Origin of the sequence: Chryseobacterium sp. OSA05B (assembly GCF_019970065.1) — a bacterium.
In the GTDB taxonomy this organism is placed as follows: Bacteria; Bacteroidota; Bacteroidia; order Flavobacteriales; family Weeksellaceae; genus Chryseobacterium.
On sequence record NZ_JAHXYH010000003.1, the window covers coordinates 709318 to 727583 of the forward strand.

Annotated in this window: 15 protein-coding genes; 7 read left to right on the forward strand and 8 right to left on the reverse strand. The window is 37.8% G+C overall.

What is annotated here, in order from left to right:
- Positions 1-34: 34 nt before the first annotated feature.
- Both LC419_RS15430 and LC419_RS15435 read right to left on the reverse strand, forming a co-directional pair.
- A complete protein-coding gene (locus tag LC419_RS15430; protein ID WP_223608198.1) occupies positions 35-535 on the reverse strand; it encodes a thermonuclease family protein in 501 nt (166 codons plus the stop codon).
- Positions 536-751: 216 nt separating this feature from the next.
- Entirely contained in the window at positions 752-1594 is an 843-nt protein-coding gene (locus LC419_RS15435) for an AraC family transcriptional regulator (protein ID WP_223608199.1), read from the reverse strand.
- A 113-nt stretch (positions 1595-1707) separates the two neighbouring features.
- Between LC419_RS15435 and budA the strand changes: the two genes are divergently transcribed.
- From budA to LC419_RS15460, 5 genes are all read left to right on the forward strand, one after another.
- Positions 1708-2478: an acetolactate decarboxylase gene (gene budA, locus LC419_RS15440; protein ID WP_223608200.1), complete on the forward strand. Its 771-nt coding sequence runs from the start codon at positions 1708-1710 to the stop codon at positions 2476-2478.
- A gap of 30 nt (positions 2479-2508) precedes the next feature.
- On the forward strand, positions 2509-3909 hold the full coding sequence (locus LC419_RS15445; RefSeq protein ID WP_223608201.1) for an L-dopachrome tautomerase-related protein: 1401 nt from the start codon (positions 2509-2511) through the stop codon (positions 3907-3909).
- Positions 3910-3962: 53 nt separating this feature from the next.
- The gene (locus tag LC419_RS15450; RefSeq protein ID WP_223608202.1) at positions 3963-4979 is read left to right on the forward strand and encodes a hypothetical protein; all 1017 of its coding nucleotides are present in this window, start codon (positions 3963-3965) and stop codon (positions 4977-4979) included.
- Positions 4980-5001: 22 nt separating this feature from the next.
- Entirely contained in the window at positions 5002-5310 is a 309-nt protein-coding gene (locus tag LC419_RS15455; RefSeq protein WP_223608203.1) for a putative quinol monooxygenase, read from the forward strand.
- A 135-nt stretch (positions 5311-5445) separates the two neighbouring features.
- The gene (locus LC419_RS15460; protein ID WP_223608204.1) at positions 5446-5694 is read left to right on the forward strand and encodes a hypothetical protein; all 249 of its coding nucleotides are present in this window, start codon (positions 5446-5448) and stop codon (positions 5692-5694) included.
- Positions 5695-6329: 635 nt separating this feature from the next.
- Here the strand turns inward: LC419_RS15460 and LC419_RS15465 are convergent.
- The 4 genes from LC419_RS15465 to LC419_RS15480 all read right to left on the reverse strand — a co-directional run bounded on the left by LC419_RS15465 (position 6330) and on the right by LC419_RS15480 (position 12305).
- The gene (locus tag LC419_RS15465) at positions 6330-7631 is read right to left on the reverse strand and encodes a TolC family protein (RefSeq protein WP_223608205.1); all 1302 of its coding nucleotides are present in this window, start codon (positions 7629-7631) and stop codon (positions 6330-6332) included.
- Positions 7632-7755: 124 nt separating this feature from the next.
- The gene (locus tag LC419_RS15470; protein ID WP_223608206.1) at positions 7756-10170 is read right to left on the reverse strand and encodes an ABC transporter permease; all 2415 of its coding nucleotides are present in this window, start codon (positions 10168-10170) and stop codon (positions 7756-7758) included.
- Positions 10171-10305: 135 nt separating this feature from the next.
- On the reverse strand, positions 10306-11028 hold the full coding sequence (locus LC419_RS15475; protein ID WP_223608207.1) for an ABC transporter ATP-binding protein: 723 nt from the start codon (positions 11026-11028) through the stop codon (positions 10306-10308).
- A gap of 29 nt (positions 11029-11057) precedes the next feature.
- Complete coding sequence (locus LC419_RS15480; RefSeq protein WP_223608208.1) at positions 11058-12305, reverse strand: efflux RND transporter periplasmic adaptor subunit; 1248 nt, start codon at positions 12303-12305, stop codon at positions 11058-11060.
- Between the two features lie 207 nt (positions 12306-12512).
- On the opposite strand from LC419_RS15480, the gene LC419_RS15485 reads away from it, so the two are divergent.
- Positions 12513-13856, forward strand: a complete 1344-nt coding sequence (locus LC419_RS15485; RefSeq protein WP_223608209.1) for a sigma-54 dependent transcriptional regulator — start codon at positions 12513-12515, stop codon at positions 13854-13856.
- A gap of 22 nt (positions 13857-13878) precedes the next feature.
- Positions 13879-15195 carry a PAS domain-containing sensor histidine kinase gene (locus tag LC419_RS15490; RefSeq protein WP_223608210.1) on the forward strand — a complete coding sequence of 439 codons (1317 nt, stop codon included), beginning with the start codon at positions 13879-13881 and terminating at the stop codon, positions 15193-15195.
- A gap of 530 nt (positions 15196-15725) precedes the next feature.
- On the opposite strand, the gene LC419_RS15495 is transcribed toward LC419_RS15490, so the two are convergent.
- Both LC419_RS15495 and LC419_RS15500 read right to left on the reverse strand, forming a co-directional pair.
- Complete coding sequence (locus LC419_RS15495; protein WP_223608211.1) at positions 15726-16379, reverse strand: response regulator transcription factor; 654 nt, start codon at positions 16377-16379, stop codon at positions 15726-15728.
- Positions 16363-18090, reverse strand: a complete 1728-nt coding sequence (locus LC419_RS15500) for a HAMP domain-containing sensor histidine kinase (RefSeq protein WP_223608212.1) — start codon at positions 18088-18090, stop codon at positions 16363-16365. Before LC419_RS15500 ends, LC419_RS15495 begins: the two co-directional genes overlap by 17 nt.
- Positions 18091-18266 lie beyond the last annotated feature (176 nt).

Here is an 18266-nt window from a genome sequence, read left to right on the forward strand (position 1 = left end):
ATGCCGTATATCACATCTACTCATCAACATATCATCACACCCCCTGCTTCTGAAGCCGCTTCTGCTTAGCCTTTTCCCTCTGTTCTTTACGGAAATCCCAAGGAGAAACCGCTTTTTTATCCTGCCATAAACCCAGTTTTTTTGTTTTTGCTTTGGTCTGCATAGCTCCCAGATCCGCATCTTTGGAATAAGCATAATACCACCATCCATATCCGGCCTTTATAATCTCCGCCGAAAGATATTTTCCATTGTCGTAGTAGACCTTAGCGACCGAACGTCCGTAACGGTCTTTATTAGCTTCTGTAAACATGATTTTTTTGGCAAAAACCTGATCGGAGGTAAATTTTTTGGCGTTTTTTCCGAAAGGCTGCCGGTTTTCAGGACAGTCTACCTCAGCCAGCCGAAGTTTCTTTTGTACATTACCGTCTAATAAAACGGTGATCGTGTCTCCATCTGAAATCCCAACTACCTTTGCCGTCGTCTGTGAGAAAAATGAAAGAGGAAAGCATAACAATGCATATAGAACAATTCTCATGACGCGAAATTATGTATTTATTTCGGAAACCCTCTGATGCAGGGAATTTTTTTCATCTATTTCACTTTTAAAAATGTCAATGGTGAATTTTGCTTCGCAAGTGAATAGTGAATTTTTGGGTGGATATGAGCATCTCTAAATTCTAAAACCCTAAAACACTCCGACTCTTAAACTCACAATCATTAACTTTCCAGAACATCTTTTAAATCACTATGTTCAGTGCTGGGCAAATTCCAGTCTGAAAGCTTTGGGGCTTTTTCCACGTTGGGCCTTAAAGAATTTATTAAGGTGACTTTCATCCGTAAAGCCGAGTTCATAAGCTATTTCGGTGATTCTTCTGTCGCTGTGTTTCAGGCGGTGCTCTATTAAAGTTGTTTTATAGTTATTGACGTACGACTGCAGGGTTTCACCGCTGTGTTTTTTGAAATATTTCCCGAGATAATTCTCTGAAAACCCAAACGCTTTACTGATGCTTTCCGTACGGATCATTTCCGGTTCGTAAATATTGCTTTGAATATAGTTTAAGATATTGATAATGCGTGATTCGGAGGTTTCATCTATTTTCTGAGGAAGATATTTGGCGATATTCCTGGCGACCACTACGATAAGCGTATTCACTAATTGAGCCGTGATATCACCATGGTAAACATCTTTGTTCACAGCCTCTCTGATGAGGGCTTCCACAATCGGGCGTATAAGTGTTTTGTCACTTTGATTTTTCAAAATACAGCCCGGTTTATGATTGGCATTTTCCATAATAAACTCCAGCCGCTGAATATTTTCCTTCGAAATACTGCTGTCTTTTAAATAGATATTACTGAACTGCAAAAAGAAAAACCTCGTTGTAGTGTCAATCCAAAACTGGCTGCAATCCTGAGGAGTCAGTAAAAACATATGGTTGCTGGAATACGAAAAGCTATGCTTATTGATGCAGTGGCTCCCCGTCCCCGACAATATAAAAACAAGCTCGAAAAAATTCTTCCGGCTCTCTTTCTCCGGAAATACATCCAGGGTTTCAAAATGAATGCTGTAAGGCTGATATAATACATCGCGGTTCATACAAATCATATTTTATTGACATGAGCAAAAATATACAAAAACACAGAAACAATATACCATTAATCTGCTTAAAATCAGTATAATTTTGCTGTATCGAATACAAATTACGATTTATGAGAAAATCATTAGCAAGTATCACACTGTTCACTATACTGTCTGTTTCACTACATGCCCAGCAGACTGAAGATAAAATTTACCACTACTCTTCCATGGACGCTATGAGAAACGGAGTATATGCCGGAGACATTACTGTAAAGGAATTAAAGCAAAAGGGAGACTTCGGATTGGGCACCTATAACTTTCTGGATGGTGAACTGATCGCGCTGAACGGCAACATCTATCGCATTGCAACCAATGGATCCGTTGAAATGGCAAATGAAAAAAGAAAGGTGCCGTTTGGTTCATTTACCTTTTTCAGAAAAGATCATTCTATAACACTTGAGCAAATTAAAACCATTGACGATCTTCTGCAGAAACTACCTGAACTTTTACCCTCCCGCAACCGCTTTTATGCTATAAAAATTGAAGCGACATTCAGCAGTTTAACCTTGGGAGGAGCGGTAAAGGTAGATGAAAAAGACACCACAGGTATTGCCGCTTTTATGAAAACAAGACCCTTGTACAAAAAGCAGAATATTAAGGGAACTCTTGTAGGTTTTTATAACCCAGGGTACGCAAGTGGCCTGGATTTATCGCCACTTCATTTTCATTTTATATCAGATGATAAAACAGCCGGGGGACATCTGATAGAAGGAAATTTTTCCAATGTGAAAATCCACGTTCAGCTCGACGAAAAAAATGCTTACGAAGTGATATTACCCGACACTAATGATGCCGGTTACCAGAGAACCTGGACCTCGCCGGAAGCAAAAGCACAGTACTAATATAATTTAAAAAAATAAATATTCAATCTAATGAAGACAAGAAAATCAATTCTTTTACCACTGGCCCTGATCTCCTTCAGCGTGATCTCTGCCCAGCAAAAAGTACTTCAGACCGATTTTAATAAAGGAATCTGGGAACAGGTGGGTAAAGGCTTACAGCGGAAATGGGTTTCGGGGTCGGAAAGTACTTTTGCATTCTGGAAAATGGATAAAGGAGCTCATGTTCCGCCACATCAGCATCCGAATGAACAGGTGACCTATATTACAAAAGGAAGTGTTAAGGTTCTGATGAACAATAAGGAACATATCGTGAAAGCAGGCGGTGTCCTGATCATTCCGGCCAATATCACCCACGAGTTTTTCTGCCTGGAAGACGGTACTGAGGATCTCGATTTCTTCACTCCGGTGCGTAAAGACTGGACGGACGGAACCGCATCTTATCTTCAGCAAAAGGGAAACCCGCTTGAAGTCGTGGCACAGTTCGATGAGATGAGACCTGGAAATGTAGCGGTAAGTCGCAATGGAAGGGTATTTGCCACCATTCACCCTTTAGGATCCCCAAAACTGCAGCTGGTAGAAATCGTCAATGGAAAACCCGTCGCATTCCCTTTGAAAGAACTACAGAAAAACGGAGGATCTGCCGGTAATGAAAAATTCGATACTCCTCTGGGCATCACAGTAGACAAAGAAAATCGACTGTGGATGATTGATATGGGGCTTGAACTTGGAAAAACCCGTCTTTGGTGTTTTGATTTAAAGAAAAACAAAGTGGCGGAAAAAATTGAACTGCCAGCTGATATAGCTCCCAAAGGAAGTTTTGTACAGGATGTAGCCATAGATGAGAAGAACGGCTGGGCTTACCTTGCCGATATTACAAATCCCGGCATTATCGCATTGAACCTGAAAACAAAAAAAGCCAGAAGATTCAGTGGGCATGAGGCTTTACAGTCTGAAGATGTAGATATGATCATCGATGGAAAGGTGATCGATTTCGGAGGCAAGCCATCTCGTGTCGGTATTAATCCTATTACGCTTTCAGATGACAGGGAAACAATGTTCTTTGGAGCTATGAACGGTACTTCCTGGTATCAGGTTCCGGCCAGACTTTTCCGGGAAAATGCTGATGATCGAACGATCGGTAATGCCATTCGGAAATTTGGAGATAAACCTGTAAGTGACGGTGCGGCTACGGACCAACATGGCAATCATTACATTACGAATCTGGGCGGACACAGTATCAGCAAGTTAAACACTCAAGGACAGCTGAGCGAAGTGGTTAAAGACGGAAGATTAAAGTGGCCGGACAATGTTGCAGTATCTGAAGACGGATACCTATATATTTCGGTGAATCAGCTGGATAGTACAACGGCTTTTTCAGGAGAGAAAGATAAAGGGCAGCCTCCTTATTTTATTTACAGGATCAAACTGTAAGAACGGCTGATCCTCTCAAAAAAATCATTTTCAAACAGAATAAAACAAATCTTATGAACAGAAAACTAAATTTAATCACCAGCTCGCTACTCACAGCAGTAGTTATATTAGGCATTTCATCATGCAGCCATGATAAAGACAACGATTCTACTACGCAACCCATGCCCCTTCTTGAAAATTATTCTTTAAAATCTGCGGGCATCTATCCTGAAGGAATTGATTTTGACAGCAAAAATAACCGTTTCGTTATGAGTTCTTTTAATAAGGGTATGGTATACACACTGAGCGCAGATGGTAAGACCTTTTCTCCATTGGTGAATGATGCCAGCCTTACTGCTGCTCTCGGAGTCTACACGGACGAAGCCAATAACCGGATTATTATAGCCAGTGGTGACGCAGGTGCTTCAGAAAAAAGCGGTACGAACGGAAGTACTGCAGGAAAAATAGCGTATGCCGGAATTTATAATGCTCAAACGGGCGCGTTGATCAAAGGTATCAATTTAAAGCCATTGACCGCTGCAGGTGCCTTTCCCAATGATATCGCTCTGGATGCAAACGGAAATATTTACATTACAGATTCTTTCTCACCTGTCATTTATAAAATTGACAAAGATTACAATGCTTCTATTTTTGTAAATAATCCTGCTTTTGCTGTACCTGCCGGTACTTTCGGACTTAATGGAATCGTCTACCATAAAGACGGTTATTTAATTGCAGCCCATACACAGGCGAACAAATTATTCAAAATTAATATCTCTAATGGTAGCGTTACAGAAATTACAGGCCTGGATAATGCTTTTAAAGCACCGGACGGGTTGGAATGGCATGGAAACAATCTCATTGTGGTAGAAAATGGTCTTGCTGAGGGAAAAGTCCACTTGCTGTCCGGTACGAATAACTGGGCTACTGCATCCAAAACTAAGGAAATTGCTATCGGGCAAACTGAATTCCCTACTACAGCCTATGTCGCTGACAACGGAATCACCTATGTTCTGACCACCTATCTCGGAAAATTATTAAGTGGCGATAAAACACAAACGGATTATCAACTTAAAGGCATCAAATTTTAAAGCCTTAAAAAATGAAATGATTATGATAAAAGAACATTTTATATCAACAGCTGTTTTAAAAGCCAAAGAAGGAAAAAGAACAGCCTTAAAAGAAGCACTTATAAAACTGATAAACCCTACGCGAAGCGAGCTGGGATGCCTTTACTATATTCTTTTTGAGGATAAAAATAATAAGGGTACTTTTTATATGCGTGAGGCATTTAAAGATACAGCAGCATTTGAGTTTCATACTCAAACCGTTCATTTTAAAAATTTTGCAGCCCAGATGGATGAGCTGATGAGCGAACCCATCCAACTGATTGAACTGAAACAGGTTTCTGATTTGGATTAAAATCATCACAAAGCGACAGCTTTCATCTTTGGACAAGCCTTGAAATCCTACCTGAAAAAATCAATGGGCTCAACAACATTTTCTTCGGCTTCCATTTAAATTATTGATTATATTTGAGTTACTAAAAATTATATCATGAAAAATACAAAATTAAAAATGAACGCCATTAGCATCGAAGCTTTAAACAGATCGAAACTAAAAAGTATAAGCGGAGGCGTGGCTGCGGGTGCATGTGACAACTGGGGAGGGGCTGAATTTTCAACTTGCTACAACTGTTGTCTCGGACATTATCAGAGCCAAACAGATTTACCGATGGGACCTGCTCCCTACGAGATCTGTGATACGGTGTGTGGAGGAACTCCGGTTGTTATCCATCCTTCATAGGAATAAGCCAGAGATTTTTTCCATACCATTACATTAAATAATTCTTTAAAAATCAAACTTATAGGGGATGTAACCGGTTTTTCGGTTACATCTCTCTGTTTCAAGGTTTCCTGCATTGAACCACAAAAAAATTGAAATCCGACTTTTGGGTACGAGTATTAAACTGCTCATCAATTTCAAAGAAGTCTGTGAGCCCATACTGCTCAAATTTTCTTTGTACAGACTGTTCATCGTAAAAAAAATCTGTCCGCCATCCCCTACTTCAAAAGTATCATCTGCAACCTTTCTGCCTTTTCCATAATTAGGTGATGTTTGGGACAGAACGGAAAATATCATCCAATCTCCATTCTGCAATTGATTATAGCAGTCCTGTATTATTTCTTTTCTCTGCTATGGTGTAATACGATTACGGAACACGGTGCCTCGCTGAGAAATGTTCTGTACGAACTTTTGAGCAGGGGACATACGCACAGAAAAGAGATACTGAGCTAAGACTTTGTTTTTTTTGGTTTCAGCTAAAACCTTTTCTCTGGGTATATTATGAATAAAGGCGGACTAAAGTCCACCCCTATTCAATTTCACATGATGTTGCGATATCTCTTTCAGTTTTTAAAATAGCTGTTAACAGCAGTCAATTATAGTCCGGTCTTCAGTACTTTCAGCAGTTCCGTCTGCTGAATGACATTATTTTTGCTGTTGATAAGGTTATAATTGGCCTGAAGCCAGTTGTTTCTTACAATAAAGAAGGTATATGCATCCATCAGACCTTCTTTGTATTTTTCTTCTGATTTCAGGAAAGACAACTTTTGATTTTCAAAATTAGCTTCTAAAAGGGTGTATTTTTCCTGAGCATTGATATACTGGGCTTTTATAGAATTGATGCTTTGGGTAAGATTATTGACAATCAATTCTTTATCATAAGTAGAATTGATCACATTCAATTTGGCAACTTCCACATTATTTTTGACCTGAAACTTATTAAAGATCGGAATATTAAGCCCAAAAGACACGGATTGGTTTTTGTTTTGGGAAAACTGGTCTGAAAAACTGATGGTGGCAGCATTATTATTTAAGGATTTATTATAAAAAGTAGACCAGCTGTAACTTCCGTTAAGAGTCGGCAAATACGCTGAGGCAGCAAGATCTACCGTTTTTTCCTGAGCTTTAATTTCCGCAAGAACGGTCTGGTACGCTGGATTATTTTCCAATAACTTTTTGGTAAAATCAGGCTGATCGAAATCATCTTCCGCTAAAGCCTCCTCATGAGTAGTATTAGTCACAAAATCTATAGAATCCTGAGGGATGGCTAAAGCGTTAAGAAGATTTATTTTGGCCAGATCCCGTTGATTTTTTGCACTTACCCATTGTTCCTGCAATGTTCCCAGGTTAGCTTTTATGTCATAAATATCACTTTTTGAGCGGCTTCCAATTTCCACTTCTTTTTCTGTCCTTTTAATCTGCTCTTCCATTCCTGAAATCTGGGTTTCCAGGACATCAAGCCAGCTTTTACTGTTCTGGTAGACAAAAAAAGTTTGAATGACATTCAGTTTCACTTCATTCTGAGCTCTTTTAAGCTTGTAGGAGCTGGTTTCTTTGTTGAGTTTTGAAAGGGAAATATTCAGATAATTCCGCCAGTTGAAAAGCTCAATATTAGCCTGAGCCTTCAGCTGATCATACTGGGTATTGAGTACTTCCCTCTGATTACTCGACTGATTAATGGATGATCCGAAACTATAGCTGTGATCAACGCCGGCCTCTACGGAAGGCAATAACATTCCTTTTGAGGCTGCGATTTGATGATCATTTTTTTTAATGTTAACCATTGCCTGCTTTACCAGCGGATGATTGGCTGCAGCATAATCCAGACACTGCTGAAGATTCCACGATTGCTGTGCAGGAAATAACCCCACAAAAAATATGAAGATTAGATTTTTCATGTACAAGATGAATTTAAATTGAGTTCGGATTAAGGCTGGAGGCTTTTGGCTTCTGGCCTCTAAGCAAAATCTCTTATCCCGACCTCAGGTTATTGTAAAGGAAAATAAGCACTGAAAATGAGTATCATTCATATTTAAGATACTTCACAAGACTTACTTTGGTTGCTTTGTAGGCTTTGATACTCACGACAGCGAATGTTAAAACAAGCAGAACAAGAAGGCTTATAATGAAGGGCCCAACCGGCATATCAATCCGGTAAGCAAAATCTTTAAGCCATTCCTTCATCAGATAATAACTGATCGGAATGCTGATCAAAACCGCTGTCAATGTGATCCACAGGAATTGTTTGGTCAGTCCCATGATTAAAATTCCGTCTGAAGCTCCTAATGTTTTTTTAATCGCCACATCTTTCAGCTTCTGTTCGATCATCAATGAAGACAAGGCAAATAATCCTAACAGAGCAACCATCAAAACCATGGCATTCAGAATTGTGAAAAGAGTTTGCTGTTTTTGGTACTTCTCAAAGGTTTTGGCAAATCTCTGATCGATAAAAAAGTAATCAAAAGGATATCCCGGTTCTACGGAACCTGACCAGTATTTTTTAATTCTGTTTACGGTACCTTCAATATCATCCGGTTTTATTTTCAGCTGAATATTATAAACATTCTCTTTTTTCCAGTCCGTTTCCTTGTAATGAAAAAATATAATGGGTTCTATTTCCGATCTTAAACTTCTGATGTTGAAATCTTTAACAATACCTACAATATGGTATTTTATGCTGTCAAATCCCGGACGGATTTCATTCTTTAAAGCCTCATCATCTTTCCAGCCAAATTTTCTTACAAAAGCTTCATTGACCAGTGCGGTATTGATGGTATCAGAGGCTAGATTCTTATCCAACCAACGTCCTTTTTTCAGTTTTACATTCATAAACTGAAGGTAATTGTAATCCATAGATCCGTGCTGAGCCTGGATACTTTGATTCAAAAAATCAACATTTGAACTGCTGGATCTGTTAGTTCCGGGAACAATTTCTCCGTAAGAAACTTCATCTACTCCCGGTATCTTGCTCATTTCAGTTCTCAATCTTTCATATTTCAGCCATGGCTTTGGATTAAACTCACTGAAGTTGACAATCAATATTTGTTTTCCGCTATAACCCAGATCTTTGTTCATCATATGTTTCACCTGTTGATTCACGATCAATCCGCCAATAATAAAGAATGATGAAATAATAAGCTGTAAAGTCAGAATTCCGTTTCTCAGCCAGATTCCGTGTTTGCTTCTTGCAAAATTTCCTTTCAGGGTTTCTATGGCTTTGAAGTTGGAGAGATACATGGCCGGAATCAAGCCGGAAATCAATGTGACCATGATGACCATCACAAATGAATAAAAATAGATATGCCAGTCGTCCATCTTCATTTCTTTATCAAAAAACTTGTTGAAGCTTGGTAAAAGAAGTTCTGTTAAGGCCAGTGAAAGCAAGTAAGAAGCGATACAAATAACAAAAGTTTCCAGTAAAAACTGAACAATAAGATTGGACCTAGTACTGCCAATGGCTTTCCTTACCCCTATCTCTTTAGCCCGCTGAGAAGCCTGTGCCGTTTTCAGATTGATGAAATTAATAGCTGACAAAACAACAATTAAAACAGAAAGCGTAAACAATATCATTAAGGTTTTGAAATCAGGTACTCCAAACCATGATGCTTTTGCATGGAGTTTTATTTCATCAAGAGGGGTCAGCAGGCTATCCGTAGGACCATACATGTCCAGATATTGCTGAGGGGTCATTCCGGCAGAATCCTTATCCAGTCTTGATCTGTATTCAAAAATATCTTTGATAAATTTTTGTCGTAAAGCAACAATATCTGTCCCTTTTTTAATCATAAAAAAACATCCATAACTAAAATTTCCCCAATTATTTTCATCATTTTTAATCTGTTCTACAGGATTAATAATAAACTCAGGCTTGATCTGGCTGTTTTCTTTCGGTAGCTCGTAAACTGCCGTTACCACATAATTTTTGTTATCAAATTTGACACTTTCTCCAGCAACATTGGTTGTTCCAAAAAGATTTTTGGCAGCAGTTGTCGATAATGCTATAACGCCTTCTCCTTTTAATGCGTTTTTATAGCTTCCGGAAACCAGTTTAAACGGGAAGAAATTAAAAAAATGTTCACTGGCAGTCAGTCCATCCTGCTGATAGGCCGTTTTATTTTTTGTGGTCATTTTAAATCCTATTCCTGCGCTATTGAACAAAACATAATCCTCTACTCCCGGAATCACATCCTTAGCACGTCTTGCCATCGGAACCGATAGATTATTCCCGTAAGAATTCTCTTTCTTATGATACGTTTGGAAATAGTAGATCTCATCCTTTTTAGGATTCCATTTTTCGAATGATTCTTCATCATTCCAATGCAGGAGAATCAACATAAATCCGGTAAGCCCCACCGTAAGTCCAAATAGATTGATTGCAGTGGACAACCAGTTTTTTTTATAATTGATGAACGCTATTTTGAGCCAGTTATTAAGCATGATCGTATAATTTTGTAAGTAATAAAGGTATAAGTTCAACTGGATTCAGGTCGAAAATACACCTGCCATCCAGGAAACTGAGTTCCACGGTTATTAGTTTTTTTAACAATATAATTAAGTTAAAGAATGACATTTCTATTGGAGTTCTTTAGCTCCTGCTTTTTCGAAGACATCTCTTCTTTGGGAGGCATGTTCTTCATTAAAGATTTCACCGTCCTTCATATTGACAATTCTGGAAGCAAAGCCTGCATCATACGAAGAGTGTGTTACCATGACAATGGTTGAGCCTTCTCTGTGAAGTTCTGCCAAGAGGTTCATCACCTCATTTCCGTTGGAGCTGTCAAGATTTCCGGTAGGTTCATCGGCAAGAATCAACTGAGGTTTTGTTACCAAAGCTCTCGCAACGGCTGCTCTCTGCTGCTGCCCTCCCGAAAGCTGTTGTGGATAATGCCTGGCACGGTGACCAATATTGATTTGCTCCATAATTTCCTCTACTCTTCTTTTTCTTTCAGAAGAAGAAACGCCGTTATAAATTAATGGCAATTCGATATTTTCATACACACTAAGCTCATCGATCAGATTAAAATTCTGAAAAATGAAGCCTATATTTTTCTTTCGGATCGCCGATTTCTTTTTTTCTCCTGCTTTCACCGTTTCCACGTCTGCAAATTTGTAAGACCCTGTGGAAGCATCATCCAGCAAGCCGAGAATATTAAGAAATGTAGATTTCCCACAACCTGAAGGCCCCATTATGGCTACAAACTCCCCTTCTTTGATTTGAAGACTGATGTTATTCAAAGCATTGGTCTGTACATCTTCAGTTTTATAGATTTTAGAAAGATTCTGAACATTGATCATTTTAATTCTTATTTAAATGTGAAGGTTAATTATTTTTTATTTTTAATCTCAAGGATTTCGTATTTTTTAATCTCTGAATAGTCAGATGTAATCACTGTTTCTCCACTTTTCAATCCTGAAACTACTTCGTAAAATAAAGGATTTTCACGCCCTAAAACAACGTTTCTTTTTTCTGCTTTATTTCCTTTTACCACGAAGATCCATTTCCCGTTGGTATCTTTATAAAAATTACCTTTGGGAACCATGACACTCTGGGTATCAGCGGAAAGTTTGAGCTTTACACCAAAAGTCATCCCTATTTTCAGGTTCTGTGGTTTTACATCGGTAAAGTTAAGTTCTACAGAAAACTGTCCGTCTTTTACTTCCGGTAAAATTTTAGTGATCATCACGTTGTATGGTTTACCGTCGTTATCCAGACTTCCTTTAATACCGTTTTGAAGTTTATTGATGTAGTATTCATCTACTTTGGCCACTAATTTATAGCCGTCCATCAAATCAATTTTACCGATACTCTGACCTGTGGTAAGATTTTCCCCTATCGAAACATTAAATGATGAAAGTCTGCCGGAGGCCGGAGCCATGATCAGGAAATTGTTTTTATTGGAATGCAGGATCTGAAGGCTTTTCTCCATTTGACCGATAGAAGAATTAACGGCAGACATTTGGGAGCTTCTGGATTTTTTTTCAATGAAAGCACCCTTTTCCACGATTGATTTTCTTTGTTTCTGGTAATTCAGATTCTGCAGGCTGATATCATAATCTGTCTTTTTCCCGATCTCAGCATCATAAAGACGTTTTTGCAGATTAAACGACTGTAAAGCCGTATTATAATCATTCTGAGACTGCAGCAATTCTTTGTCCTGAACGAATTCCTGATTTTTAAGTTCAAGAAGCGTACTTCTCATCTGGCTGATCTGCTGCATGATTCCCGTTTCCTGATTCAGATAATTAAACTCTGTGTTAGGATTGTAGACCCTTGCAATGGGTTGCCCTTTCGTGAGGATCTGGCCGTCTTCTGCAAATTTCTCTTTTATCGCACCCCCTTCTAAAACATTGACAAGAGAGGAATTGAGAGATTGTGTCTGTGCGGTGAGCATCAGCATGTCTTCAAATTTTCCACGGGTGACTTCTTCTATCTGAATGTCTTCCGCTGAAATATTATACGTCTTTTTCTGTTTTGTAAAATACAGACTGAACAGTGATCCTGCCACAATTATTATCAATCCGACTAAAACAATTTTCAATTTCGATTTCTTTTTTACTATTTTCGTATCCATAATTAAGATAACTCGTTTGCTTACAATTAATTACACAATCCAGATGCCAGTAAATTATAAATCTGTAAGTCTCTGACAATCTGAAATAAAGCTTTAAACCTACTTTTAAAAACTGTTCATTATCGGACACTTTTTGTGCGGAAATGAACACTTAAGCTTTAATTTTGTGTATGGAGTTCCCTGTTTAATTAATTTTTTTTAAATCATATGCGTAAAAAAGAAGCTCATATATTGATTGTAGATGATAATGAAGATATTTTATTTTCTGCAAGGGTTTGGCTGAAGAAATTCTTCACGGAGGTGAGCTGCCTCAGCCAACCGACAAAAATTCTGAAATTTATCGTGGAACACCAGATCGATGCGGTTGTTTTGGACATGAATTTCCGGAAAGGCTTTGAAAACGGTCAGGATGGTCTGTACTGGATGAATGAGATCAAAACACTTGAACCCCAGCTCCCGATCATTCTGATGACGGCTTATGGTGAAGTGGAACTAGCTATTGAAGGTTTAAAAAAGGGAGCGTCTGATTTTATCCTTAAACCATGGAATAACGAAAAACTGTACGCCTCAGTCAATCTTGCCGTTGATATTTCACGAAAGAATAAAAAGCTGAGTCAATGGGAAAATATCAATCAAAAAAGCAATCAGTATCAGCTGGACAGTCATTCTCAAAAAATGCAGGAGATCCTTGAACAGATCAAAAAGGTATCCCCTACTGATGCCAATATTCTTCTTCTGGGTGAGAACGGAACTGGAAAATATGTTTTGGCGGAATCTATTCATGAACAGTCTAACAGAAAGAATGAACCTTTTGTGCATATTGATCTGGGAAGTATTTCTGAAAATCTTTTCGAAGCCGAATTATTCGGATATAAAAAGGGAGCCTTTACAGATGCTAATGAGGATTATGCAGGGAAAATAGAAAACACCCAGAATGGAACTGTTTTTCTGGATGAAATCGGCAATCTCCCTCTTCAGCTTCAGACCAAATTGCTCAGTCTTATACAAAACAGAAAACTATCCAGAATCGGCGAAACAAAAGAAAGGATGCTGGATGTGCGTTTTATTTTTGCGACCAATGAAAATCTGAAAAAAGCAGTGGCGGAAAACCGTTTTCGTCAGGATTTATATTACAGAATCAATACGGTGGAAATTAATATTCCGGCTTTGAGAGAAAGACCTGAGGACATCCATCTTCTGGCCACCTATTTCTTAGACCGCTACAAACAGAAATACCATAAACCGAATTTAGAATTATCCGAAAACTTATTATCTCAGCTAAAAAATTATCCATGGCCCGGAAATATCCGTGAGCTTGACCATTGCATAGAACGAAGTGTGATTTTATCCAATGATAAAAGCTTTCAGCTGCTGATGCCCCAACTGGAAGAACAGGAAAGCACGATCACCAATCTCAATATTGAAGACATGGAAGAAATGCTCATAAAAAAAGCCCTGAAAAAGCACCAGGGCAATATATCTCTGGCTGCTGAAGATCTGGGACTTTCAAGAGCCGCATTATACAGAAGAATGGAGAAATTCGGATTATAATTTAATCTATATTTAGACTTAAATGAATAAAAATAATTACATCTGGTTGATTTATATTTCTCTGGCTATTGTCAGTGGAATTTTATGCTATCACTTCTTCTTAAAAGAAAAATGGATTAATGTGCTTCTTTTTTCTGCACTGCTTTTCATTTTCATACTTCTTGCTAATTTTTCATTTTCAGCTCAAATTGCAAAAACAGAGAAAATTATTCAATCCATCATCAAAAAGGATTTTTCATTATTTCCCAAAAAAGAAGATTCTGATTTGATCAACAGCAGTGTACAATTATATTATCAGAATAAAAATGAACATCTTTCTTTATCTTCCTATAAATTACTGTATGAAAGCATTTTAGACCAAATAGACACCGGTCTGATGATTTTATATGAAATCGATAAGGAATGGAAAGTATTTTATGTGAATCCTACCTTCCTGGAAATACTCGAAATACCAAAATACAATTCCTGGAAGCTGTATGCCGCTAAAATTCCCGAATTTTATAAAATTATCGAGGAGACCAATTATGAAAGCTGGCAGGAATTTCTTGACATTTCTATTCGCCAGAATGCGAAACAGTCTTTTTCTATGAGAACCAAACAGGTCAAAAATATCCAGCACAGTTTTTACATCATCACTTTAGAATCTGTTCAGAAAATTATTGAACAAAAAGAAAAACTGGCCTGGAATAATCTCATGAAAGTCATTTCTCATGAGCTTTTAAATACCCTGACTCCGGTTAATAGCTTGATCCAAAACCTGGACTACATCAGTAATCAGGAGACCATAAACAAAGAGGATCAGGAGGAAATGAAGGAAAGTCTGATGATCATCACTTCAAAATCAAAAGAGCTTCTCAATTTTGTAGATAATTACCGTCAAGTGGCTGAATTGCCCAAACCGATCCTTAAAAGTGTCTCTCTGAAAAAAATCACAGAATCGGCCATTAGTTTCTTACAGCAGGAATTTGAAAAGCATCATATTCAAATCGTTCTGGATCTGGAAGAACATTATGTTTCGGCTGATCTGAAAATGATTGAACGAAGCCTGATCAACCTGTATATTAATGCTATATATGCTGTTTCTGAAAAGGAAGAAAAGATTATTAAAACATCCATAAAGTCTCAGAACAACCGGGTTATTTTGACTTTAACAGATAATGGTTCAGGCATTACCGACGAAATTAAGGATAAGATTTTTCTTCCATTTTTCACCACCAGAAATGAAGGTTCCGGAATTGGCTTAACCCTTTCAAAAAGCATTATGGAAGCTCATCGGGGATATCTTATCTATCGAGCACAGGAAGAAGGAAGCTCTTTTGAAATGTGGTTTCTGCAATAGGGAGATTAGGGATGTTTTTAACGCAAAGAAAATTAATATCCCGTTTTATAAAGGGAAGCAAAAGTGGAATTAATTTCACACAGATTTCACATATGTTTACTTTTATTCTTCTGGATTTGAAGGCATAAAAAAAGGAGCTCATCCTTATGGACAGCTCCTCTTTTTCTGTGTTAAACAACCTATACCAAAACTTCTCTATATTAATTTGTGTTTTTTTAATAAGCGGCTTTCGAGAAGTTCAGCCAAAAGGTCATGCATACACCTTATATTAATTCATCACTTAGCGTTTTAAGCAATTATAGTTTTATAACTTTACACCTACAATTACCCTATTCATCCGCATAGAATTAAAATTCTTTTCAGATTCGAATTTTATGCGTTTTTCATTTGTTGTTTTTGTTGGTACAAAGTAACGACATTACCTGATGAAATGAAGAACAAGAGGCATCGATATATATCGATAAAAGCATAGATGTTTATCGGCTTTATGGTGTATACCGTGGAAAAGTGAGGATCGGATTCTGGAAATCCTATATTTTATGGTGTGTTTTGACCAGATCGATCAGTTCAACGAGATTTTCGATTTTTAATTTCTCAAATATATTTTTTTTGATCGTACTTACCGTATTCTGCTTGATATTCAAATCATTGGCAATTTCCAGATTCCCGTTCCCTTCTGCATACATTTCTGCGATCTGCAATTCTCTGTTTGTTAAACGGCTCAGCGGATTGATCAGATCCGGATTGTGCACTAACTGGACCATTAAGTTCCGGGACAACGGAGAAAAGTACTCTCCTTTTTGTACGATGTCTGAGATGGCCTGTCTTACTTCGTCCTCTTCGCCTAATTTGCTTACATAACCGTTAGCGCCGGCTTTAATAAATTTAAGGACGTGCAGATCTTCTTCAAGACCTGTAAAAACCAGGATTTTAATACCGGGATTCGCCGCTTTCATCTTCGACAGAATATGCAGGCTGTTCCCATCCGGGAAATGGGCATCAATGATGGCTATTTCCACTCCTTTAGATTCTATCAGTTCTACGATCTGCAGTAAAGACGAGGTCTGATAGATCTTGGCATTCGGAACGATTTCATCTATAAGAATGGCCATTCCCTGGCGTACAATACTGTGATCATCCGCTAAAAGAAATACTGTCTCTTTATCTTCAATTGGCTCCTCCATTATTATTGATATTTAAATTGATACTGAATGTTACTTTTGTTCCCTTATGCAGTTTACTTGAAACCGCTATCTCCCCGTCGAAAAGTTCAATAATTTCTTTGCATAGGCTTAGTCCGAGGCCAGCTCCAAAATTATTAATTTCATCTGATATCATCCCCTGATAGTAGGGTTCAAAGATTTTCTCCAGATCAGATTCTGATATTCCTACCCCTGTATCAGCGACAGTTGTTGTCAGTGTAACAATATTGGAATCTTTCATTTCTGTAGCCATGGAAAGATCGATCTGACCGTTTTCCGTGAATTTATTGGCATTTCCCAGAATATTCATGAAGATCTGGTTCATTTTAATATTGTCTGAGCACACCATCACATCCCCGGGGATTCTGTCTGTCACCAAAAATTTGTTATTCCTTGTTTCTATATAAGGCGTAATAGCCGTTGTGATAGAATTAATTTCATCTTTCAGGTTAAAAACCGTTTTGTTCAGTTGTTTCTGAGTCTCCTGATTTTTGGTGTATTCTAAGATCTGATTCGACTGGATCAATAACGTGCTGTTGGTGAATTTTATTGATTTTAAATAATCTTTCGTGGTCTCATCTTTCGTGGTTCTGTTGATCTTATCAATAAAAATATTAATGATTTTCAGCGGCGACATTAGTTCGTGGCTCAACATTCCCAGAATTCTGTTCTTAAAGGTAAGGCTCTTATTAATTTCCTTATTCGCTGCATTAAGCCTTAATTCGTAGATGAACGCCATTCTGGTGAAATACATGATCAGGATCGATACAATAAACATCAGAACCATTAATCCAAGGACCAGATATTTTCTGATTCTGTTATTATCAGAACTCTGTTGGTTGTATTCTTTTTCCAGCTCTGATTTAAAGTCTTTGATAGCCTTTTCATACACATTAATCAATCCATTGCTGTACACCAGCAGTTTACTGAAATTACTGTAAAAATGGGCATTATCACGCTGGTTTTTGACTGCAGACTGCTGAACCTTCCGCACCTCATCCGAATAATGTTTATCCATTGATTTGATGGCATTGTCCATCTCCGATTTTACATTGGAAATATCCACCGTTTTATTATTCGTCATTGTGATCACCGTGCTTTCTTTCTGCACTTCGACTTTTCCTGATATCGCATCTTTCAGACGTCCCATAAACCCTTTCTTTTTAATGGTGTCGGAATAGGTATGAGTCTGTATCTTCAGATCTTCAAAATTATTTTTATACTTCTTCAGTTCATAAGGCTTTTCCTCCACTTTTGCAGGCGGGTTCAGGGAAGACTGGTAGGCAGAATCTATCAGTACTTTCAGTCTTTTAACTTCCAGAGTATCTTTTTTCTGCAGAGCCAGATTGTTTTTTAATCTTGGACGGAGACTTTCGTACTCTCCTATTTTGTCAAAATTAGTTTTAAGTTTCTTAATGGACTGGAAATACAGCTGAAGGTCTTTGTCATCCTGGCTGACCATATATTTCTGGAGATAATTCTGGGCATCCATGAAATCTTTTCTGGAATCATCAGTCAGTCCACCCAGAGCCCTGCTTTCCTCCAGCTGATCTTTAATGAACTTCAGTTTCTTTTCATTGACAAATTCGTTGTAAAAAAATATGGCTATAATAACCTGTATCAATAAAATACATATGATCATTGAGTAATGAACAATCTTCCTCAATTTAAAATTTAAGAATTTATTTTTCATATCTATTTATCAGCTAAATTAATTTTCTGATTACTTAAGTCTGTGGGCATTAGTTTCAACGATATAATTTACAACAAAAAATCCAGTAATTTGTCTCTACCATTCAATGGGCAAAGTTAAAGTAATTTTTGGCTTATTTCCACAGTAATTGGCTGATATAAACCCGAAATTTAATT